The 21,719-nt window shown below is 54.8% G+C and carries 17 protein-coding genes; 7 read left to right on the top strand and 10 right to left on the bottom strand.

The window, feature by feature from the left end; translation table 11 throughout:
• The first annotated feature begins 141 nt into the window (after positions 1-141).
• The 3 genes from ABJI30_RS08030 to ABJI30_RS08020 all read left to right on the top strand — a co-directional run bounded on the left by ABJI30_RS08030 (position 142) and on the right by ABJI30_RS08020 (position 3,978).
• On the top strand, positions 142-1,713 hold the full coding sequence (locus ABJI30_RS08030; RefSeq protein WP_348015663.1) for an alanine/glycine:cation symporter family protein: 1,572 nt from the start codon (positions 142-144) through the stop codon (positions 1,711-1,713).
• 241 nt (positions 1,714-1,954) lie between these two features.
• Complete coding sequence (locus ABJI30_RS08025; protein WP_348015662.1) at positions 1,955-2,536, top strand: YqaA family protein; 582 nt, start codon at positions 1,955-1,957, stop codon at positions 2,534-2,536.
• 68 nt (positions 2,537-2,604) lie between these two features.
• The gene (locus tag ABJI30_RS08020) at positions 2,605-3,978 is read left to right on the top strand and encodes a glutamate--cysteine ligase (RefSeq protein WP_348015901.1); all 1,374 of its coding nucleotides are present in this window, start codon (positions 2,605-2,607) and stop codon (positions 3,976-3,978) included.
• A gap of 13 nt (positions 3,979-3,991) precedes the next feature.
• Here ABJI30_RS08020 and dinB read toward each other — a convergent pair whose 3' ends face one another.
• Positions 3,992-5,110, bottom strand: coding sequence for a DNA polymerase IV (gene dinB / locus ABJI30_RS08015; RefSeq protein ID WP_348015661.1), 1,119 nt, complete (start codon positions 5,108-5,110; stop codon positions 3,992-3,994).
• A gap of 40 nt (positions 5,111-5,150) precedes the next feature.
• Positions 5,151-6,755, bottom strand: coding sequence for a pentapeptide repeat-containing protein (locus ABJI30_RS08010; RefSeq protein WP_348015660.1), 1,605 nt, complete (start codon positions 6,753-6,755; stop codon positions 5,151-5,153).
• A gap of 49 nt (positions 6,756-6,804) precedes the next feature.
• On the opposite strand from ABJI30_RS08010, the gene ABJI30_RS08005 reads away from it, so the two are divergent.
• On the top strand, positions 6,805-8,070 hold the full coding sequence (locus ABJI30_RS08005) for a multidrug effflux MFS transporter (RefSeq protein WP_348015659.1): 1,266 nt from the start codon (positions 6,805-6,807) through the stop codon (positions 8,068-8,070).
• Between the two features lie 7 nt (positions 8,071-8,077).
• Positions 8,078-8,506, top strand: a complete 429-nt coding sequence (locus ABJI30_RS08000) for a DUF2147 domain-containing protein (protein WP_348015658.1) — start codon at positions 8,078-8,080, stop codon at positions 8,504-8,506.
• 265 nt (positions 8,507-8,771) lie between these two features.
• On the opposite strand, the gene ABJI30_RS07995 is transcribed toward ABJI30_RS08000, so the two are convergent.
• The 3 genes from ABJI30_RS07995 to ABJI30_RS07985 are packed head-to-tail and all read right to left on the bottom strand — an operon-like array spanning position 8,772 to position 12,560.
• The gene (locus ABJI30_RS07995) at positions 8,772-9,806 is read right to left on the bottom strand and encodes an SO2930 family diheme c-type cytochrome (protein ID WP_348015657.1); all 1,035 of its coding nucleotides are present in this window, start codon (positions 9,804-9,806) and stop codon (positions 8,772-8,774) included.
• Positions 9,806-11,002: a parallel beta-helix domain-containing protein gene (locus ABJI30_RS07990; protein WP_348015656.1), complete on the bottom strand. Its 1,197-nt coding sequence runs from the start codon at positions 11,000-11,002 to the stop codon at positions 9,806-9,808. The genes ABJI30_RS07995 and ABJI30_RS07990 overlap by 1 nt, the downstream gene beginning before the upstream one ends.
• Before the next feature lie 10 nt (positions 11,003-11,012).
• On the bottom strand, positions 11,013-12,560 hold the full coding sequence (locus tag ABJI30_RS07985; RefSeq protein ID WP_348015655.1) for an NAD(P)/FAD-dependent oxidoreductase: 1,548 nt from the start codon (positions 12,558-12,560) through the stop codon (positions 11,013-11,015).
• 119 nt (positions 12,561-12,679) lie between these two features.
• Here ABJI30_RS07985 and ABJI30_RS07980 point away from each other — a divergent pair, with 119 nt between their 5' ends.
• Positions 12,680-13,303: a GNAT family protein gene (locus ABJI30_RS07980; protein WP_348015654.1), complete on the top strand. Its 624-nt coding sequence runs from the start codon at positions 12,680-12,682 to the stop codon at positions 13,301-13,303.
• Between the two features lie 13 nt (positions 13,304-13,316).
• Here ABJI30_RS07980 and ABJI30_RS07975 read toward each other — a convergent pair whose 3' ends face one another.
• A complete protein-coding gene (locus ABJI30_RS07975) occupies positions 13,317-13,640 on the bottom strand; it encodes a hypothetical protein (RefSeq protein ID WP_348033131.1) in 324 nt (107 codons plus the stop codon).
• 184 nt (positions 13,641-13,824) lie between these two features.
• Here ABJI30_RS07975 and ABJI30_RS07970 point away from each other — a divergent pair, with 184 nt between their 5' ends.
• On the top strand, positions 13,825-14,454 hold the full coding sequence (locus tag ABJI30_RS07970; RefSeq protein WP_348015652.1) for a CPBP family glutamic-type intramembrane protease: 630 nt from the start codon (positions 13,825-13,827) through the stop codon (positions 14,452-14,454).
• Positions 14,455-14,559: 105 nt separating this feature from the next.
• On the opposite strand, the gene ABJI30_RS07965 is transcribed toward ABJI30_RS07970, so the two are convergent.
• The 4 genes from ABJI30_RS07965 to ABJI30_RS07950 all read right to left on the bottom strand — a co-directional run.
• Positions 14,560-16,113: an NAD(P)/FAD-dependent oxidoreductase gene (locus ABJI30_RS07965; protein ID WP_348015651.1), complete on the bottom strand. Its 1,554-nt coding sequence runs from the start codon at positions 16,111-16,113 to the stop codon at positions 14,560-14,562.
• A gap of 10 nt (positions 16,114-16,123) precedes the next feature.
• On the bottom strand, positions 16,124-17,032 hold the full coding sequence (locus ABJI30_RS07960; RefSeq protein ID WP_348015650.1) for an N-acyl homoserine lactonase family protein: 909 nt from the start codon (positions 17,030-17,032) through the stop codon (positions 16,124-16,126).
• A gap of 248 nt (positions 17,033-17,280) precedes the next feature.
• Complete coding sequence (locus tag ABJI30_RS07955; RefSeq protein WP_348015649.1) at positions 17,281-18,534, bottom strand: serine hydrolase; 1,254 nt, start codon at positions 18,532-18,534, stop codon at positions 17,281-17,283.
• Between the two features lie 467 nt (positions 18,535-19,001).
• A partial coding sequence (locus ABJI30_RS07950; RefSeq protein WP_348015648.1) for an autotransporter domain-containing protein occupies positions 19,002-21,719 on the bottom strand: 2,718 nt, incomplete at its 5' end.

Here is a 21,719-nt window from a genome sequence, read left to right as displayed (position 1 = left end):
AGCCGTGCAATCCATTTGGCAAAAGCATTTGCGAAATCCGGAGCTCATCGCAAAAGCATTTGCCAAAAGAGTCGGGGCTGCTAATCCGGGCGCAACAACAGAATATTTCTGCGCGTAACCGCGTGGTCGGGGAGAATATCAGTGAGCACAGCACCAGTTTCTGCACTAGAAGCCGCCATCCAGCCAGTCACCAATGTATCGGATTTCATCTGGGGCGGGTCCTGGAACGGAGAACCCGTTATTGCGATTGCAGGCCAGCCCATTCCGCCGATGGTCATTATATTGCTGGGCGCCGGCATCTATTTCATGATTGGCCTGCGCGGCTATCCCATCCGCAGATTATTCCCTGCCCTGGCAGGACTGTTCAAGAAACCGGAAACCAAGGGTGCCGGAGAAATTTCTCCGTTTGCGGCGCTTTCTACGGCGCTGTCGGGGCAAGTGGGTACCGGTAATCTTGCTGGCGTCGCCACGGCCATTACCCTGGGTGGTCCGGGCGCGATATTCTGGATGTGGGTCACTGCACTTTTCGGCATGGCGCTTGCCTTTGCGGAAGGTTCTCTCGCCGTGCGCTTTCGCGAAAAAACCGAAGAGGGCACATATCGCGGCGGCCCGATGACCTATATTAGCATCGGCCTGGGGCCCAAATGGACATGGCTTGCCGTATTATTCTGTCTGGGAGCGCTATTTTCTGCACTGGTCACCGGCAACGGAATTCAAGCGAACAGCCTCGGAGATTCAGCCAATGAACTGTTCGGCATCGAGGAATGGATTGGCGGCGCAGTAGCAGCGGTAGCGGTTTTCGCAGTCATTATCGGCGGCATCAAGTCTATCGGTAAAGTTGCTGAAACCATCGTTCCTTGGATGGCAGCTGCCTATCTGCTGATGGCTTTCATCGCACTGATGATCAACTTGCCTTATCTGCCTGAAACCTTCTCGCGGATCTTCGCCGGAGCCTTTGGCTATGATGCGGCGGCAGGCGGTTTTCTGGGAGCGATGATCATGATCGCCATTCGTGCCGGCGTGGCGCGCGGATTGTTTTCCAATGAAGCGGGTCAGGGTTCCACACCAATCGCCCATGCGGTTGCCCAGACAAACGATCCTGCCGCACAAGGCCGCTTTGCGATGATGGGTACGTTCATCGATACCGTGGTTATCTGTACGATGACCGCGCTGGTAATGCTGACTGTCGCGGGAGACTTCACGGCCACCGATGCCAACGGAGTTCAGCAAGCCGTTGAACATGCATGGCAGTCCGATCTCAATGGCTTTGCGATGACGTCAGGTGCCTATGCTGCAGCATTCCCGTGGCAGCTATTTGGCATTCCGATCGGGACACTGGTGGTTTCGATCGCATTGATCCTGTTCGTGTTTACGACCTTGCTGACCTGGAGCTATTATGGCGAACGCGCCATCACCTACCTCTATGACTTGCTTCCCGGAGCTACACTCAGCGGAGAGAAGAAACTTCATTTCGCGTGGCGGGTGCTCTGGTGCGTGGTGATATTCTTCGGCTCATTCGCGCCGCTGCAACTGGTTTGGCGCCTGGGTGACATTTCCAATGCTGTCATGACGTTACCCAATATCGTCGCCCTGATCGCCTTGTCCGGTGTGGTATTCGCGCTGGCGAAAGGCAACCGGACAGCAGGAACGGATCATGGCCGGGAAACGCCCAAGGAATTGATGGATGATGTGTCTGGTGCGCCGGGGCATTGATATTTTAACCTCAGGCGCCGGGCGCGGGCATCCGCCCGCTTGGCTATCCTCGCATCAACTCGGGCGCGCGGTCGCGCTTGCCTCGGCTGCGCCTCGGTATGGCGAATACTGTCCTGACAGAAAATCCAACCGAGCGGAGCGAGGCAAGGTCGCCAAAATCAAATGGCGTCCGCCGGGCCTTATGGCGCGTAGCCAAGGGCACGGATGTGCCCGTCCGGCGCTTGAGGGATAAAAAAACGCAATGCTAAAACGTCTCTATGAATGGATGCTGGAAAAAGCCGGACATCCCCAGGCAACGAAATGGTTGTCGGGAATCAGTTTCGCTGAATCGAGCTTCTTCCCGATCCCGCCCGACGTCATGCTCGCTCCGATGTGCCTCGCCAGACCGGAACGGGCGTTCTGGTATGCCACTATCTGCACAATATCTTCGGTATTGGGAGCCGTCCTCGGATATGCGATCGGATTCTTCCTGTTCGAAACCATCGGCATTGCGATCCTTGAATTCTATGGTCTGGCTGACAAATTTGATCTGTTTGCCCAAAATTTCAACGAACAAGGCTGGATCGTTGTGCTGCTCGCAGGCTTCACGCCGCTGCCGTTCAAAGTCATCACCATTGCGGCCGGCAGCACCGCCATGCCAATCTACATTTTGATTGCAGCAGCAATCATTGCCCGCTCGGCACGCTTTTTCCTTGTCGCGGCCCTGCTCCGGTTCTTCGGACCTCCGATGAAAGAGTGGATCGACAAGAACTTTGCCATCGCAACGACCCTGGGCGGCGTGTTGTTTGTCGGCGGGTTCGTTGCAGTGAAGTGGCTGATCTGAAGTTTTTTCTTCTGTCCACAAGCAAAATATTTCTAGCGATATTTCCGACAGTTGCTTAAACGCAGATGATGAGCACAAGACAGGTTTCAGAAAGCAACGATCCGATAATCGAGGATATAAGCCAACTCATCGAACCGATGGCCGGTGGCGAGAAACCCAAAGAAGATTGGCGCATCGGCACCGAGCATGAAAAATTCGTCTATTGCACGGAAGACTTTCACGCCCCGAGCTATGAAGAACCGGGCGGTATAAAAGACCTGCTGCTCGCACTCGAAGAATTTGGCTGGGAACCGGTATTAGAGAATGGAAAAGTCATCGCCATGTCGGGAGACGATGGCACTGTGAGCCTGGAACCGGCGGGTCAGCTGGAACTGTCGGGCGCGCCGCTGGAAAACCTGCACCAGACCTGCAACGAAACCGGACGTCACCTGACGCAGGTCAAGGCTATTGGCGAAAAAACCGGCAAGGCTTTTCTGGGCATGGGCATGTGGCCGGACAAGACCCGTGAAGAGCTGCCGATCATGCCCAAGGGCCGCTATGGCATCATGCTCAACCACATGCCGCGAGTCGGCAATCTCGGCCTCGACATGATGCTGCGCACCTGCACGATTCAGGTTAATCTGGATTATAGCAGCGAAGCCGACATGGCACAGAAATTTCGCGTAGGCTTGGCGTTGCAGCCGCTCGCCACCGCTTTGTTTGCCAGTTCGCCCTTTACCGAAGGCAAGCCTAATGGCTTTGAAAGCTTTCGCAGCCATATCTGGTCGGATACCGATCCGCACCGGACAGGCATGCTGCCGTTCGTTTTCGAAGATGGCTTCGGCTATGAGCGTTATGCGCAATATATGCTGGATGTGCCGATGTATTTCGTCTTCCGTGACGGCAAATATATTGACGCCGCAGGGCTCAGCTTTCGAGATTTCCTGAAGGGCGATCTCTCTGTTCTACCCGGAGAGAAACCCACCATGGCGGACTGGAATGACCATCTGTCCACCGCCTTCCCCGAAGTCCGGCTGAAAAGCTTTCTCGAAATGCGCGGTGCCGATGGCGGACCGTGGCACCGGATTTGCGCATTGCCCGCCTTCTGGGTGGGATTGCTTTATGATCAGACCGCTCTGGATGCCGCCTGGGACCGGGTAAAGGGCTGGTCGATGGAAGAACGCGAAGCGCTACGCAACGCCGTTCCGAAGCAAGGACTGGATACGCCTATTCCCAATGGCGGAAAGCTGATCGATCTGGCCGGTGAAATACTTGACATTGCATCCGCCGGACTATCTGCCCGGGCGCGCATGAATACCAGCGGAGACAATGAAACCGGATTCCTCGACCCGCTGCGTGATGTCGTCGCAAAGGGAAAATCCCCGGCCGCACAATTGCTCGATCTGTATCACGGCGAGTGGAATGGCGATCTGACCAGGATTTATCCGGAAATGAGTTTTTAGAAACCGGAAAATTCTAGCCCTGCATGAAATCAAAGCCTGGCTGGGCTGCGTCCTCATCAGCAACTTCGTTTGCCTGCTCCGCACCTTCCAGATTGGCCAGCGTCAGCCCCAGTAGGCGCACCCCGTTTTCGACCGGCATTATAGCGGCCAGCAGTTCGCGGCCCATATCGGCAAACTCCGCCTTGTTCTCCACATAATGATCGCGCGATTGCGAGCGGGTGATTTGCCGGAAATCGGCATATTTGGCTTTCAGGGTGACGGTCCGGCCGCGCGCTTCCGATTTTTCAATGCTGTTCCAGACAATGTCGATAATCTTCTCCATCGCGTCTTGCAGGTCAGCTTCGCTCACCAGATCGGTTCCATAAGTACGCTCACCGCCAACGGATTTGCGGATACGGTTGGGTTTGACCTCCCGGTGGTCAACCCCGCGAGAAGCGCGAAACAGATAACCCGCCGACTTCCCGAAATGCTGGCGCAAAAACTCCTCGGACTGCGCGCGCAGATCGGCGCCGGTATGTATATCCAGCTTCGCCATCCGCTCGGCGGTTTTCGGCCCAACTCCGAAAAAGCGGCGGACCGGCAACTGGGCGACAAAGGCAGCGCCCTGATGCGGTTTGATTACACACATGCCGTCCGGCTTGTTCTGGTCAGATGCGATCTTGGCAATAAACTTGTTATAGCTGACCCCGGCACTGGCCGTCAGCTGTGTCTGCTTCAATATTTCCGCGCGGATCATTTCGGCAATGCGGGTCGCATTGCCGATGCCCATTTTGTCATGCGTGACATCAATATAGGCTTCATCCAGCGAAAGTGGCTCTACCAGATCGCTGTGCATCCGGAATATCTCGCGGATTTGTCGGGACACCTGTTTGTAAACATCAAAACGATGCTTCACAAAAATCAGATCGGGGCAACGCCGTTTCGCGGTGACCGAAGGCATGGCAGAGCGGACGCCAAATTCCCGGGCTTCGTAGCTGGCAGCAGCCACCACCCCGCGTTCGGATGACCCGCCTACAGCAACTGGTTTGCCCTGTAGTTCGGGGTGATCCCGCTGCTCGACGCTCGCAAAAAATGCATCCATGTCGATATGGATGATCTTGCGTTGCTGCAGATCGGGGACGGAGTCGCTCATTGGGCAAGCCTAGCGCGTGTTTGCCTTTTTGTGGAGCTATCTACATCTGTTCGGCAAAAGATTTACGAACCTGTTCCATTGTTGCATCGTCTGCAGCGATGCGCAGTGTTGCGGGGAAACTGGCCCGCATGCCGCAACTCATGAAGTCCAGAACACCGCTGTCCTTTTCATAATCTGGTCTGCCATTTTTATAGACCTCGAGCCGGCCGTCCATGATCCGAAAAATCGGTATGACCGGGCCTTCGGACACCGGAACATACCATCCGGTATCTGTATCCAGATAGAGCTTTTCCGCACGCAGGTTGCACAAATGCGCATTGGCCCCAACGGCGGAACCGGCAATGCTATTGAGACCGTCGTCATCACGCTGAACGAGGATTTGGGTCATCGATGATCCCGCGAGTACCGGCGCTATTTTGCGATATAGATCGCTGTCCCGATAATCGCCGGGAAGCGCCAGCACTTCGTCTGTAAACAGCGCATCCTGCCCTTTCCGCAACCAGTTTGTCTCTCCGAGCATGCCGAGCAATCGCCCCTTGCGCTCGCTGTAACTGCTGCGAATGCAGTCAATCGCATATTCCTCGGCATTGCACTTATTGCGCTGTTTCAGCCAGGCAAGCTGACTTTTGCGGACTTTCGCTTCCATTGCCTTCGCGCGCTTGTACAAGGTTGCTACATCGCGGTCGAGCTGGCGCAAGCCATCAGCATATTCCCCGCAAATTTCTTCCTCCACCTTGCTGCGTGCATCAGAACAATCGAAAGATGGATTGGATGCTATGACCTGCTGATCCGACGAAGCTTCCAGCAGGGCGGATGCTTCCGCTGGCGATACGGAGACGTATGCCGCTCCGCCGCGAAGCACCAGATCCCCCTGAAAGTTCGCACCGCGCAGGTCCGGCAACTGGTCGGGATCGACGATGGTCTCGTCGAATATGGCACCTTCTACGTCGATACTGAAAAGCCCAAAGCTGTGCAGAGTTGCGCCGCTAAAATCGGTACCGCGCGCGCTCATCGGATCTCCGCCCTGATAAACCGGACAACCGTCAGGGACCGTGATTCCGCAATCAAAAATGAAACCCTGCAGGTTTGCGCGATCAACAATCCAACCTGCGATTCCGCCTTCGAACCAGCCGCCAGTAAATTTGCCACGGCCGAGCTGTGCATCGCGCATATTCGCGCCGGTTAAATCAGCATTGTGAAATCGCACATGACTGATATCCGCATGACTGAAGTCCGAATTCCTCAAATTGGTTCGCACAAAAGCCGGGGCCTGAATGGTCGCGCCGGCCCAGTTGGATTCCGACAGATCAGCATCGACAAAACAGGTTGGCCGCAATCTGTATCCTGAAAAATCCCAGCTTTTGAACTGCCCGCCAGTGATGATGGTGGCTTCGATGCCAGGTCTGTTGACAGTTTCGCGCAATTCTTCCGGCGTGTTTAATTCCTCGCCTTTGATATTGGCCAGTTTTACGCCGCGCCGCCCCGCGATATCCTGACCATCCCGTTCAGCGGCAATCACAAGATCGTTGCACGTCAGCGGCGGCGGTGTGGCGCGGATGGGCGCCGAGGAAAGAAGTGCAAATGCGACGATGGCTAGAATTATTGTTCGCAACGCTTGCCCTTTCGCTTTACCGACGCCGATCATTATCAATTCTGCTATAGCCTCATCCTGCTTTCCTTGCCATAGCGCGTCGGTGTCAAAGTCTGCCCTTCCTTTCCCGCTTGGCCGCAAGGAGCTGATCATCCTGATGGCCAGCCTGATGTCGCTCAACGCGCTGGCAATCGATATCATGTTGCCGGCACTGGGATTGATATCGGATGACTTCGCCCTGCCCGGCACCAATGACCGGCAATGGGTCATCTCATCCTATATATACGGCATGGCATTCGGATCGATCATCTACGGTTCGCTCGCGGATCGTTATGGCCGCAAACCGGTATTGCTGATCACAATGGCGATTTACGTCCTGTTCGGCGTGATCTGCGCAATTGCACCGGATTATGACCTGATGTTGCTGGCGCGTTTCGTACAGGGGCTGGCGGCATCGGCCATGGGCGTGCTGGTCAACAGCATCATCCGGGATCGCTATGAAGGCGACGCAATGGCGCGCAATATGTCGACAATCATGATGGTATTCATGATCGTTCCGATCACCGCCCCGCTGCTCGGTCAGCTGGTGCTTCTGGTCGCTCCTTGGCGAGCCATTTTTCTGGTGCTGTCGCTCGCCGGACTGGGCATGTTCCTGTGGGCTCTGACAAGATTGCCCGAGACTCTGCATCCTGATGACAAGACACCGATCAACGCACGCTCTGTCGCGAGTGCCTGGAAACAAGTAGTGTTCCATCGCAATGCATTTGGGCATGTTATGGCCAGCGGCCTGATGATGGCTCCGCTTTTCGCCTATATCGCATCTGCCCAGCAGATTTTTGTCGATCTGTTCGATGCCGGCGAACTGTTTGTCTATATTTTCGCGCTGAACGCTGCCGCGATGTCGCTGGGGAATTTTGTCAATTCGCGGATTGTTATGCGATTTGGCGCGCGGCGGGTCTCGCAAACCGCATTGTTGTTTTTCATTTTGATCGCGATGCTGATGTGGCTCTTCACCGCCTTGAGCCTGATTAATCTGGTGATATTCACCATGCTGATGGTGCCGGCGATGGGCATGGTCGGATTTACCGGTGCGAATTTCAGTTCCATCGCCATGCAGCCATTTGGCGCCGTTGCCGGCGTTGCCTCGTCATTTCAGAATTTTACCCGGACCAGTGTTTCCGTAACCATTGGAGCTGCCGTCGGATTGCAGTTTGACGGGTCGATCCTGCCGTTATCCATCGGTTATGTTGTTTGCGGAATCAGTGCGTTTCTGATTATATTATGGGCCGAACATGGCCAGTTGTTCCGGCGCATTCATTCTGGCGTCAGCAACACCGGGCTACGACCGGGTGAACAGACAGGGAAGTGACGTGTTGATGGCGAACAAAGCTGGACTAAAAATTTCCGTGATTGCCGGACTGACTTTCCTCGCGGGCCCTGCCCTGGCGTCCGGTTCGATCAATGGCCAATGGGTTACCCAGGAAGGTGACGCGATCATCAAGATTGGTCCCTGCGGAAAAACCATTTGCGGCCGGATTGCCAAATATCTCGTCACACCTCCCAATGGGGTCGGGCAGCGCGACATCAACAATCCAAACAAGAAGCTGCGCAACCGCAAACTTCTGGGCACAGCTGTGCTGACGGGATTCAAACTGGACGGAGATGTCTGGCGCGGCCGGATTTACGATCCCAAAACCGGAAAAAGCTATCGTTCTGAAGTCAGCCTGCAGTCTGCGTCAAAACTGAAGGTCAAAGGCTGTATTGCCTTTTTCTGTCAGGGTCAAAACTGGACGCGGGCGGAGTAATTTTTACCTCAGGCGGAGTCTTTTTTTGACCTCAGGCGCCGGGCGCGGGCATCCGCCCGCTTGGCTATCCTCGCATAAGCTCGGGCACGCGGTCGCGCTTGCCTCGCTGCGCTCGGTTCTGCGCTCTCTCGATAGTTTACACCAAACCGAGGCGTAGCCGAGGCAAGGCCGACTGGCCGCCGCGCCTTATTGGCGCGTAGCCAAGGCGACGGATGTCGCCGCCCGGCGCTTGAGGTCAAAAAAAAAGAGAATCCCTCCCCCTCTCTCATTCCATCTCCTCAATCCATTCACTCAGCAGCGCCACACCCTCCTCATGAACGGTAGACCGCCCGACCTCCGGCATTGCAATTCCGGGCTCCAGGCTTTTTAACCGGTACATCATGATGCTGACATCCGGATCACCCGGCGCAATTGAAAACAGATGTCCGCCGCTGCCCCGCCCGGCGGCAATCGGACGTTTGTTGATCCCGTAGCGCACGGGGCGCTTCTCTTCATAGGTCAGAAACAGACCGCTGTTACTCGCCGACCCTTCGGCGTTGTGACAATGAGCGCAATTGACATCGAGATAGGCACGCGCGCGCTGATCGAGGGTTCCGGTTCCGGTTCTGCGCCAGACCGGCATCGGATATTGCACTTCTGGTTGTTCGGCGATCACGCCGTATTCGACCAGAGTTCGCAGCTGCATACCGTCATCCAGATTGCGCCCCTTTGGCCCGATCGGCATCACGCCATCGGACAGTGAATGGCATTCCTTGCACTGGTTCTTGTTGGGAACGGCATAGCTGATCTCTCGGATATTTCCCGACGGATCGGTAAAGGTCACGGGTATGCGTTTGCCGGCGACCTTTAAAGTAGCTTCGGTCTGATCAGCATTCCAGACATAGGGCAGCGCCAGCCAGCCGTCGGCCCGATGCAACAGCACGCGTGTTTCCAGCAGGCGGAGTTCACCATCAATTTCATAGCCAAAGCTCTTGATCAGCGCCGAACCAACCGGAAAATCAAACAGACCATCTCCGTTGGTCTTCGCCTGTTTGCCGGGCGGTATGTATATGAAGCGGTATTTCTCAGCATAGTCGCTGAACAAGGGCGAGTTCAGTTGATAGGGGACAACCCGTTCATTTGGCTGCCAGCCGGCTTCGTCTTTGAAAAAACCAAATTCCGAAAGGCTGCGCGGTAGTCCCTCGGAAAGGATCACGGCATCTGCAACCGGTGCAACTTTGGAACCACCAGAACCGGAAACACCGGCACCGGAAAAGAGAGCCAGCCCAACAATGGCGCAGGCTGAAAGAAGCAAGCGCATTATCTGATCGCAGCTTCCATCGATTCCGGCAGGATGATGGGTTTGAGCTGGCGACCGTCAAACACGTCGGGCGCATCATCCGCGCGAATAGCTGGCCGCGCTTCTGTCAGCGGCTGGCCCGGACGTGTCAGTCCCAATGTCAGCACCGCCACTCCATCAGCGAGAACCAGTTTTTCTCCGGTCCCATCCTCGACAATCGGGGGTATCGCACCGCCAAATGCAGCTTTCAGCATATCGCCGCCTGCAAAGGCCGGCGCATAGCCTGCGCGGCCGTGCTTGTTCTCGAACACCCGCACTCCAATTGGCTTGGGATTGTAATTGGGGTCATTTTGTTTCTGTGTATAGGAAACAATCAGAACATTGGCTGTGCCATTTTCCGCGATGATATTGTCAAACACTTCCACTTCATAATGCGACATCACCATGATCCCCATGCCAGTGGGAACACCCGCGACGATATTGCCTTCGGGCGCAAAATTCTTCGTGTTGTTGTCGACTACGATATTGTCAAACACCCGCACTTCGCGGCCACCCTGTTTGGGAATGTTGGGCAGGTCAAACACCAGGATACCGCCGGTATTGTTGACCGCGATATTGTTATACACATCCGCGCCGACGCTATTCTCGATCTCGATACCGGCAACATTGTAATTGGCCACCGAATTGCGAACAATGATATTTTCGGACTGGCCAACATAAATACCGGCGTCGGATGATCCGGTAGTTGTCACAGAATCGACCAGAACGTTGGTGCTCTCCACAGGATAGATGGCATATGCGCCGTTTTCCGGATGAGGGCCGCGTGTCCATTCAACCCGAAGCTTGTAATAGACAATATTGTTCGCACCCTTGGACTTGATCCCGTCACCTTTGCTGTCTTCAATCGCGAAATCCCGCAGCACGACATCATCAGATGTCACCAGCAGGCCTTCACCGGCGCCCAGTTGTCCGGAAAAATTCAGTACCGACTGATCCATGCCCTGTCCCTTGAGCGTGACGTTGTCGACGTCCAGCGACAGGCCATCCGTCAGATCAAACCGCCCCGCACCCAATTCAACGACATCGCCGGGTTCCGCAAGAATCAGTGCTTCCTGCAATCGCTCCTGGGCTTCGGCTCCTGCTTCGACGGTGATGGTTTTTGCGAAGGCTGGCATGCTCAGGCACAGCGCGGTCATTGCGATCAGTGTTCGGATCATCATATTCTCCCTATTCCGCCGCTTCCAGCTCCGGCTCATTCCCGGCGCTGGCGCTGTTCGGCCCATAGAATCGCAACACCCCGTCATCGACCGGGTCATTTTGCAGGATCTTCTTGTCGAAAAGATAATCCTGATTCAGTTTCCAGGGCATGGTTGTGCTGTTGCGCGGCAGATCATTGAGCGCCCGCTTGATATAGCCGGACGAGAAATCAAACAGCTCTTCCTGTTCCAGATCGGCGCTTCCATCAGCGCCCAATACCGGATTGACGATCCGTGTGCTGGTCGCATCCATGTGGTTGAGCAGACGGCAGGTATATTCCGACACGATATCAGCTTTCAATGTCCAGCTGGCGTTAAGATATCCAAACACGATCGACATATTGGGAATGTCGGAGAACATGCAGCCTTTGTAATAAAAATGATCGGGCCAGTTCACTGGCTTGCCGTCCACTTCAAAGGCAACCTTGCCCGCAACGGCCATCTTCAATCCCGTGGCCGTAACGATGATATCGGCATCCAGGGTCTCACCGGATTTCAACTTGATGCCATTTTCAGTGACCGTATCGATATGCCCGGTTTTCAGTTCGGCGCTGCCATTGGCGATCGCCTTGAACATGTCATTGTCGGGCACCAGACACAGTCGCTGCTCCCAGGGACCATAAGGCGGTGTGTAATCTGCCTTGTTATATTTATCGCCAAGTTCTTTCTTGAGCGGCTTCTCGAGCTTCTGGATCACCTTTTCCGGCTTGTCCCGCGCCATTTTGAAAGAGATGTCCTGCATTTTGACATTCTTGAACCGGGTGATGGCATAGGCCCATTTGTCAGGCATGATCTTGCGGAGGCCATTGGCCAGCCAGTCTTTTGCCGGTCGGCCAAAATACCAGGTCGGCGTGCGCTGGAGCATCGTCACATGCGCCGTTTTTTCCGCCATTACCGGCAGGATCGTTACCGCCGTTGCCCCGCTGCCAATAATCACAGCTTTCTTGTCTGCATAGTCATAATCCGCAGGCCAGAACTGGGGATGCAGTACGTCGCCCTTGAAATTCTGCAAGCCTTCTATCTGCGCATCATAGGGATTGTCATAATCGTAATAACCCGCGCCCATATACAGAAAATTCGCATGCATGGTAACCTTGCTGCCATCGGACTTCTCGGCAGTTATCTTCCAGCGCGCATCCTCGCTCGACCAGCTGGCGGAGAGCACCTTGTGTCCAAAATGGATGTGCTTTTCCAGATCATGCTTGGCTTTAATCCGATGGAGATATTTGATAATCGACGGGCCATCCGCAATGGCTTTTTGCTCGGTCCAGGGTTCAAAGGTGAAACCCAATGTGTGCATATCGCTGTCCGAGCGGATGCCGGGATATTGAAACAGGTTCCAGGTCCCGCCAATATCATCGCGGCGCTCGACCAGCGCAAAGCTCTTGCCCGGACATTTGTCACGCAAATGTACCGCCATGCCAATGCCCGATATGCCCGCACCAACGATCAGCACATCCACTGATTCTACGTCCTTGCCAGCTTGATTTCCGCTTTTTTCAGCGATTTGTGTAGCCATTGCCGTCTCTCCCAGCTTTTGGCAGGTTATGCCACCCGGGGAGCAAGGTTGCAATTAGCAATTTAATTGGACGGTTAAGGACTATGGCTTCCGCTTTCGAAACAGGTTAAATATCCACGATGACCGCGATAAAAAGCATTCCGATCACGAGGAACGCGATCCCTGATCACAAGGCGACCGCGATCAAAACAGCCGTAGCCAATGCCGCATCGATTCCCACGGAAAACGCAACCTCCCGTCTTGCGAACGTGGAAGACGCTGCAATCTTCCACGAGTTTCTCAGTGACCCGCAAATTCATGCGCCAATCTATACATTGCCGCGCCCGCTCACCGTCGAAACGGTGCGCGCGTTTATCGCCGACCATCAGCGACAGCGCGAACAGGGAACGGGCCTCCTGTTCTTCAACTTCGACGAGCAGGGTCAGATCGGCGGCTATAGTGACATCTGCATCTGGCCGCATTGGGCGGCCGGCGAACTGGGCGGTGCGGTCCATCCCGATCGTCAGGGCAAGGGGCGCGGGATCGAGGGTGCGCGGCAGAATTTTGGCTGGATGTTCGGCGTGCTGGGTCTCGAGCTGATTTGCGAGACCGCCTCGCTCGAAAACCACCGGACAGCACATCTGCTCGACGGGCTTGGCTTCCGGCGCAAGGGTGAAATCATCAGCAAACGTGCAGATGGAACCACCCGTCCCTCACTGGTGTGGGAAATGACGCGGGACGAGTGGCTGGCAACCACCGCTTAACACCCGGCAAAAGCTATGATAGCAGCGCGGTATCGAAACCTTCATCCTCTTGCTCTGCCTTGCTCTGGCAGGATCGTCCCTGGCGCTTTTGCTGCGCAGCGACCTGCTGTTCATCCGCAACGACACGAACCGCGTACAGGCTAAAATCATCCGCCACCACCGCATGCGCGACGACGGCGCAACCATGTACAGCGCAATATTCCTTGTCCCCGACGGTCGCGGCGGCTTCATCCAGGTCCGCGACCAGCTCTACACGCCTTTTCCCAAGCCGGTTATCGGCGAGATAGTCGAAGTTGTCCACCCGCAAGGCTATCCCGAAAAGGCCGGTATTCCCCACCCGTGGTTCCGGGCTCTGATGTACGGAGGTCTCAGTTATGTAATTGTAATGGTTGGACTTGAGATTACCGGGTTGGGGTAGAGCAATATCTTCATAGCTTCATGTTGAGATTTTAATGTTGGTCAGTTGGATTGAATATAGAGCCGTCGCTGCGGATTTGGCTGATTTCGTTCGTCGGCCAAGCATGTCTGAACAACAAATGTCTTTCGGCAGACCTGCATTCCTGGTTGTTGCGATTGTGTTATCCATCGATATTGCGATGACTCTGTCACTGATTGTGTTGGAAACCGGATTGGAAGCGAACGGTTATGAACCTCCGACACTAATCGAATTCAACTATTCGTTTCCGCTTGAAATATTCCTGACATTGGTAGCCGCGCCAGTACTAGAGGAAGCCCTGTTTCGCGGATGGCTGACTGGGTACAGGCGAGATATTCGTTTCGCTGCATTTGCAGTAGGATCGCTCATTTTGGTCAGTCTGTTTAACCGGGCTGGTATTGTTGCCGTCAATCTGGTCGCTCTGGTTTTCTTGATCGTCGTTGCTGTAAACTGGTATACGCAGCGTGGTCTTTCGGATGAGATAACTCCATACTTTCGCAAGAACTTCCACTGGTTCGTGTGGGGCAGTTCACTGTTGTTTGGGCTATCTCATCTCACAAACTATTCTGATGCCACTTTCGGCCTGGATTGGTTGTACATTGCATCACAGATGCTGGGCGGCCTTTTGCTTGCTTATACGCGAGTCCGAGTTGGTCTTTGGGCGGCGATCCTCCATCACGCTGCGTTTAACACACTGTTCTTCTACGCCATCTAACCAATTTTCTAACGCCCGCTTTCGGGATGAAGCGGGCATTTGCCGCTCGTCCGCTATGCGCACAAAAGCGGATGCCGATATCGACACCCAAAGAGACTTCCGTTTTCATCCCTTGATTTGTTTGAACACCCGCGGGTCGACACTCGCCGCCGAGAGCAGGCCGCCGATCATCGCTCCGGGAAGGCCGGGACTCGTGACATCCTGTCCGGTCAGGTAGAGACCCGGGACGGGCGTCTTGGCGCGAAGTGCATCGCACATAACACGTTCCGGTGTTACATCGAGGCCGTAAAAGGCGCCCTTTCTGTGACCAGTGAAGGTTACTGTGGACAAGGGTGTAGCCAGTTCGCGATATACGACCAGCTCGGCGAGATCGGGAAAAAACCGCGCGAATTGTGCCATCAGCGTCTCTTCAACCCTGTGCTTGAAATCCGCATAGTCTTTGCCGCGACTGCCGATCGGCTGGTCGGCCCATTGTTCGACGGCAGCCCAGTCGGCCCAAACCAGGAACTGGCCCATATGTTTCTGTCGTGGCCCCGGATCATGGTCGGGGTTTTTAAGCGACCCAAAGGAAGCGGTCATATGGGGCGGTACCCCGTCGGGCGCTGTCATCCAGACGACATCAACGTCGCCGGTCGGGTATATCCAGTGATTGGCCCTGGTAGCACCCGCCGCTTCGATATCGCCTTCAAACCCGATGAATAACGTGAAGTGCGCGATACTGGACGGGAGGTTACGGATCTCCGTTTTCCATTCTTTCGGTCCGCAATCTTCAGGCAGCAGCGTATCAATGGTTTCACGCGCTCCGATATTGGACATCACCACTTTCGCCCGTATCTCCTCGCCGTCACCGGTTCGAACTCCCACAACGTGATCATCCTTTATGATCAGACTTTCGACGCATATGCCCGCCCGGGTTTCGCCGCCATTTTTGGAGATTGTCGGGATGATATGCTCGGCAAATGCGGCGCTTCCGCCGACGGGATACCAGGATCCGCTGGTGAGATAGGAAGCCGAAATCAGCGCATGCATTGCAAAGCTGGCCTTGCCAGGGCGTCCGCCATGATCGCCCCATTGTGCCGCCATAGCTGCGGCCAGTTCCGGATTGTCAGTCAGACCGTCGATCACCTCTTTAGTGGTCCGGCCACACCATTTCGCAATCGCTTTGCGGTTCCACCAGTCCAGCATGTCGCCAACCAGTTCCGGCATCGCGCGCGTTGGGAAGATCTTGTATAACGCTTCTCGCCCTTCGCGCAGCGCCCGGGTCCAGCCCTCGATTGCCTCCGCCTCTTCAGGAAAGCGGTCCTTCAGATCTCTCTCCTGCGCTTCATACGGCCGGGATAGTGCAAGCGGCTCGGACGATCCGATGTGGAGATGATCGTACACAGCCCCCAATGAAACGAATTTCATGGGCGTGTCGCAGATCCAGTCGAGCAGATCGCGCATGGGGTCTCCCGGCGCCACCATACTCAAATAGTGAATGCCAACGTCCCAGGAAAAGCCCTCCCTCGAAAAACTGTGTGTCAGACCGCCAAGGATATGATGTTGCTCGAGCAAGAGCACCTTGTGTCCAAGCTTGGACAACGAAGCGGCTGCGGCCATGCCTCCTATTCCGGAGCCGATGACGATAACGTCCCAAATATCTGTTTGTGCATCTGTCATTATGTCGTCCTCAAGGATTTTTGTCGAGTTTTGTACTGCGTGAAATCGCCTCTTCAGCGGCAAAATCATGCGATGCGACGATTGTCAGATCAGGCAGTAACTGCCGCAGCCGACGGATTTTGGCGAAGGTCGCGAGAAGCGTTTTCTTGTCGCCAATGCCGGGGACAATATCTTGTTCGAGCAATCCAGTTTCGTATGTCAGGTCGCCCACCAGCAGCACCGGATCCCATCCCTCCTGCCGGATCAGCAGGGACATCGAACCCGGAGTATGTCCGGGAGTTGGCAACAGGATCATCGAACTATCACCCGCGACGTCGTAGATGCCGTCAAACTCTTCGAACAACGGATCGTCCGTCGGACCAAACGAAATTTGCTGCCACTTCGCGGACGGGATCTCCAGATGCTCTCGAAGAATCCACTCATGTTCCGGATGCGGGCTGGAAAGGATTTTCCATTCACGCTCGCTGACCAGCAGATCGGCTTGCGGAAGCCGGGCGATACCTCCGGCATGATCAAAATGGAGATGCGAGATAACCGCTTTGCGAATATCACTGGCAGGAATGCCAGCCCTCTCCAGAACATGGTCGATGCGATGGATTTCGGTCAGGTGAAACCGAAAAATTCTCGGCAACAAAAAGCGGCCGACCGCTTGTTTGATGTACCGTTTTTCGGAAATGATCGCCGGATCAATTCCTGTGTCGAACAGCAGCAATCCGTCGCGATGCGCGATTAAGAAACACTGCACGGGCAAGGATACCCATTGTCTCCCGAAAAAGACCCACCATAGTTTTGGCAGCCTGCTGCCATAGCGGTGTTCTGCATGCTGCTCTGCCTGCCCGCAGTCCAGCACCCGGATCGACTCAATTTGTCGATTGAGTTCATGGTTCTCGGCCGCTCCAACGGTTTGTGCTTGCATCATACGGACCTCCCTGGATTCTCGAGAAATCTATGGTCAGATCACCGGGTTCCAGCTTTCCGGCCGGACAAGGAATTTCGGTGACCTTGCAAACACTTAAGCAGGCGGGTCATTGGGAGCATTGATCTTTGTCAAATATTGTCGAAAATTCAGTTTTGATCTTTGTCATGCAGAGACGAGAACAGATTTTGATCAGAAATATTCTGCCCTGCCAAAATCATTTGGTTCACAAAAGATGGTTGAGATAAGCGCTATTTGGCTAAATTGGATTCTTGCGCCAGAGCTGTCGACTTGGAAAAATCCCATTCACCTAGAGCTTTGAAGAATGCAAAAGTTTCTTCATCATGCTCTTTTACCCACCCCTCGGTCCATGCGCCGGAGCGAGCAACCACGATATTATTGGCTTCGTCGATATAGAGCGTCTGCCCGTTTGCTCCGGTCGCCTCGAACGTTCCATCGGGATAGGTCCACCATTGCCACGCGTAACCGCGATTTGGGTTGGGGTGAACTTTGCCGGGCTGCAAATGTGGTTCCTTGGATCTTGTTGCTTTGCCTACCCAATCAGGAGGTAATAACTGTTCCCCGTTCCAAGCACCATTTTGTTCGATGAACTGACCAAATTTTGCCCAGTCGAGCAGGCTGGCATTGAAGAAGGCGCCGCCAATTTCAACGCCGTCCCTGCCCGGAGCATCGAGAACCCAACCGGCATCATGAACCATGCCCAAGGGCTGCCATAGCTTCTCTTCCAAATATACCGACGCGGGTTTTCCGGTCACGCGGCGAACGAGTTCCAGTAAGATCTGTGTTTCGGCTGTGTTGTAGTTAAAAACCGTACCCGGTTTGACGGCACGAGGATAAGAGACGGCAATATCAAAGGCAGGTTTCTTCCCGGTAACGACGCTGTCAGTCACGAATTGGACTGTGTCTTTCGCGTTTTCGGGTCCATCGGGATCAAACCGGACGCCAGAAGACATCTCCAGCGCCTGCTTGATTGTGACTCCATCATAGGCTGTACCTGCAAGTTCGGGAAGGTAATCTGTAAGCGGGTCCTCCACATTTTTGATCAAATTCTCTCCGACAGCAAAGCCAACCAATGTCGAGGTAAAGGACTTTATCAGAGAGAATGTCGCGAGATGCGTTCCCGAAGTCGCCCCGCGATCATATTTTTCATAAACTAATTTCCCTTTGTGAAGGATTATCAACCCCGATGTTTCCATATCGGTGAAAAGGTCACTCAGCGTGCGGGCGCGCCCCGCATACTCAAAGGAGAAACCGTCCAGCTGTCCTTCAACCCGCTCGAAAGGCTGGCCATCTCCTTTTCTCACAGTCCGGGTCGGAAATACCTCGCTTGCATTTTGATAGAACCAGTCCCTGTTCTCTGGTTCAAAAGCATCTGCTCTAGTCGTTATGTCGTATGGAAAGGGGACAATTTGGGTGTAAGCAAATACGGCTACACCAGCTCCTACAATGGCAGCGAATAAGGTGATGATTACCGTGCGTTTCATATCAAACTTTCTATAAGTCTCGCGTGCGTTTGAAAATTGTAAGGTATCGGAGTCTCTTGGTGATTTCGAAAAACCTGCTTGGCAATGCATTGAGTCCAATTTCAGGATAATGCAAATGTAATTCTAATGTCCGCTTTCGGGATATAGCAGCCACAATGCTAGCGTCCGCCATGGGTGCAAAAGCGGACGTTGGAATTTTGGACTAGAATTGGTTTGCTCATTGCCGTGAAAATCAAATATCGTGATTGTGAGCATGTGACCGCCATTCTGACCGTCCGTGCGCCAACTAGATTGCCAATCCACCTGGCGGAACATCCGGCTTGATGTCACTCTGGTGACGAGGCCCTGGCCTGTTGAAGGTCCCGGGCCTCTTCACTTTTGAAAACATCGGCACTCTCATGTCGGCAATCATGCCTTTGGCGGATCATTCCAATCCTGTGTATTTTGACATGGTTGCGGTTGTAAGATCAGAACCGTTTGGTGAGTTTGAGCAGTCCGCCATATCCTTGAAGGTCGCCGAACTCGGCGAACGCGTCTGCGGAGAGAGACCATCCTTGCCCGAAGCTATGTTCGATGCCGCTTTCAACAACATATTGGTTGCGGATATCTTCACCTGTAGTGATGAAGCTGGTGGATCCGCTGTTGTTGAGGAATGAGGAGTTGAACCCGATCAGCGTATCTCCAACATAATGATAGCCGGAAAGTCCTGCACGGATACGGGTTTTTTCGGTCCATTGATGGTTCATCGTCAAGCCATAGCCGAAGGTGGTGCGATCGAAATTACCTTTGTCGGTCACGAAGGCAGTGGTGCCATCTCCCACGGTCATGCCGCTTTGATAGACATTGTCCCAGGCGACCATGATATGCGGCTTGATCAGCCAGTCCTTCTCGCCAATGCCATCAAAGGTCAGGCGGACGCCGGCCCCGATATAATGGATATCCGCTGTGCCTGTTTGCGTCGCTGCATATCCAAGCGTGGGCAGAACAACATTCATGTTGATATCGTTCGTGCCCGTCGCAAAGGAGACCATGCCGTCGACATGGGCATTGAGACCGCTGTCCGATTTGTTCATCGGCGCACTGGCAACGGCAGCAGCCCGGAACACCTTGATGGTGGACGTATCGGGCGCCAGCACGTTTTCTTCGGTTTCGATGTCGGCATAGCCCAGCGCAAAGCCGAAGGTGACATCGCCCAGTTCCATACCCGACACACCCGCCGCCAGTTCATAGCTGGTCGCGCTATAATCCGGATTGGACAATGTGCCGTCCTGGTTGTGATTGACATATTGGATATTGCCCCAGACATATTTACCGCCCTGCTTCGCTTGAGGTGCATATCCGCCGCCGCCAAGGGCCGCCGTCTCAACCGGCTGCGTCGGCTGAGACGTTGTGCCAGCAGACAGGCGGCTGAGGAACAGGTTTTGCGAAGAGCGGAACACTTCCAGTCCGGCAATCGACGCTTCGGGCCGCAGTTCGGTAAGCGCGCGTTCAAGAACCGGCAGATCCTCGATCAAGGCGATGCCCAGCGCGACCGACTGCAGGTCATCGCTCAACGTATCGGTCGTCAGGCTGGCCGTGATATCGGCCGCCGAAGAGATATCATCTGGATCAACCAGCTCATCGCCTATATCATTAAACGTCGGCACCAGCAGCACATCAAAATTATCGGCATCATAGATAATTTCCTGTGTCAGCAGCACACCGTCGGTAATCAATCCGGTCACGCTGTCGAACGTGCCGTCGAGACCGGTCTGCCCATCGATCAGACGCAGCGTATCATAGATAAAGCCGGTCTGGGTGAGCGCCAGCGTGCCATCAAGGGTCACCAGACCCGATACGATCAACTGATCATAGGTTTCTGCATTGACGCTGTTAAGTCCCAATATGCCGTCCGCACTCTGGGCAAAATTGCCGGTGATATTAAACGCGCCAACGCCTTCTGCATTAATCCCCAGCGTTCCGTTATTGGAGAGATTGCCGACCAGCGTTGCTCCGTCCGCCACCTGCACACTGGCCCCATTTGCGATTGTGACACTGGTCGATTCCAGTGCCCCCAGCCAGATATTCTCACCGGCATTAAAGTTGGTCTGGGCAAGACCGCTATGCGTGCCTTCGAGGATATAGCCGCCATTGTTGAAGTTGAAGATTTCAAATTCGGCTATACCGTCCGTATCTGCGCCGCTACCGCTGATCAGACTTCCTACCGCATTGAAGTTCAGCGTATCTGTATCTTCGCCGCCGCGCATCTCACCGACGCTGCCGCCGTCAAAATTGAGGATATCATCGCCGGCACCCAGCAACGCCGCGCCGTTTAGCGCGCTGCCATCCGCCAGGTTCAGGATATCATCCCCTTCACCGGTCATGACTGTGTCGTTTATCTCGCCGCCATCTTCCAGGGTCAGCACATCATCACCTTCGAACGTCGAGACCGGACCGTTGACAATGCCGGCAATGCCCAGCACGTCATTTGATGTGCTGCTGCCGGTTCGGGTCATGGTCGCGATACCGAAATTGCCGCCAGTCACGGTCTGGCCTGCTGCAAGGTTCAGCCGGGTGCCATTCTCTGCAAAGGTGGCGATACCGTTATCTCCGCCGGTGACGTCACCGGCAATATCCAGCACCAATTCGCCAATGCCAGCATCGGCATAAATGCCGTTAACGCCGCCAGTAACCGCGCCCGCATTGGTCAGCGTCACCGAACCGCCGCTCACGCCACCCTGAATTACGATCCCGCTGCCGGTGCTGCCATTTACCGCGCCACTGGTAGTAACGGTCGTAACGCCCGATCCCAGATTATTCGCGAAGATACCGTTAATGCCGCCGCTCGCATCGCCTGCGACAATCTCCAGATCGGTGCCGCTGGCTGCATTGGTCGCGCTGATACCCGCCTGTGTGATCCCGGTGACATCAACAGCCGCGATGGTCAGGCTGCCGCTGCCATTATTTTGCACCACAATACCGTTTGTACGACCCGATACGCTGTCGCTCGCACTCACATCCATATCGCTACCCGAACCGGTTGCATTTATACCTGTACCGTCCGTGCCGGTCACTGCGGCCGCGCTGACGCTGGTGGTGCCTGTGCCGGTGTTTGTTGCATACATGCCGTAAAGGCCGCCGGTCACCAGATCGCTTGCGGTTACGCTCAGCTCGGTGCCCGCGCCGCTGGCGAAGATGCCATTGCC

The sequence above is a fragment of the Parasphingorhabdus sp. genome, from assembly GCF_039968395.1.
Classification (GTDB): domain Bacteria; phylum Pseudomonadota; class Alphaproteobacteria; order Sphingomonadales; family Sphingomonadaceae; genus Parasphingorhabdus.
The sequence above is the reverse complement of the archived record's forward strand: the minus strand, read 5'-3'. Positions and strand labels throughout refer to the sequence as shown.

Bases quoted from the DNA above. Each gene is read 5' to 3' on its own strand.
- ABJI30_RS07965 (WP_348015651.1), bottom strand. From the start codon at position 16,113: ATGACAGATGCACAAACAGATATTTGGGACGTTATCGTCATCGGCTCC.
- ABJI30_RS08010 (WP_348015660.1), bottom strand. From the start codon at position 6,755: ATGATCGGCGTCGGTAAAGCGAAAGGGCAAGCGTTGCGAACAATAATT.
- ABJI30_RS07970 (WP_348015652.1), top strand. From the start codon at position 13,825: ATGTCTGAACAACAAATGTCTTTCGGCAGACCTGCATTCCTGGTTGTT.
- ABJI30_RS07960 (WP_348015650.1), bottom strand. From the start codon at position 17,032: ATGATGCAAGCACAAACCGTTGGAGCGGCCGAGAACCATGAACTCAAT.
- ABJI30_RS08020 (WP_348015901.1), top strand. From the start codon at position 2,605: ATGAGCACAAGACAGGTTTCAGAAAGCAACGATCCGATAATCGAGGAT.
- ABJI30_RS07985 (WP_348015655.1), bottom strand. From the start codon at position 12,560: ATGGCTACACAAATCGCTGAAAAAAGCGGAAATCAAGCTGGCAAGGAC.
- ABJI30_RS07990 (WP_348015656.1), bottom strand. From the start codon at position 11,002: ATGATCCGAACACTGATCGCAATGACCGCGCTGTGCCTGAGCATGCCA.
- dinB (WP_348015661.1), bottom strand. From the start codon at position 5,110: ATGAGCGACTCCGTCCCCGATCTGCAGCAACGCAAGATCATCCATATC.
- ABJI30_RS07980 (WP_348015654.1), top strand. From the start codon at position 12,680: ATGACCGCGATAAAAAGCATTCCGATCACGAGGAACGCGATCCCTGAT.
- ABJI30_RS07995 (WP_348015657.1), bottom strand. From the start codon at position 9,806: ATGCGCTTGCTTCTTTCAGCCTGCGCCATTGTTGGGCTGGCTCTCTTT.
- ABJI30_RS07955 (WP_348015649.1), bottom strand. From the start codon at position 18,534: ATGAAACGCACGGTAATCATCACCTTATTCGCTGCCATTGTAGGAGCT.
- ABJI30_RS08025 (WP_348015662.1), top strand. From the start codon at position 1,955: ATGCTAAAACGTCTCTATGAATGGATGCTGGAAAAAGCCGGACATCCC.
- ABJI30_RS08000 (WP_348015658.1), top strand. From the start codon at position 8,078: ATGGCGAACAAAGCTGGACTAAAAATTTCCGTGATTGCCGGACTGACT.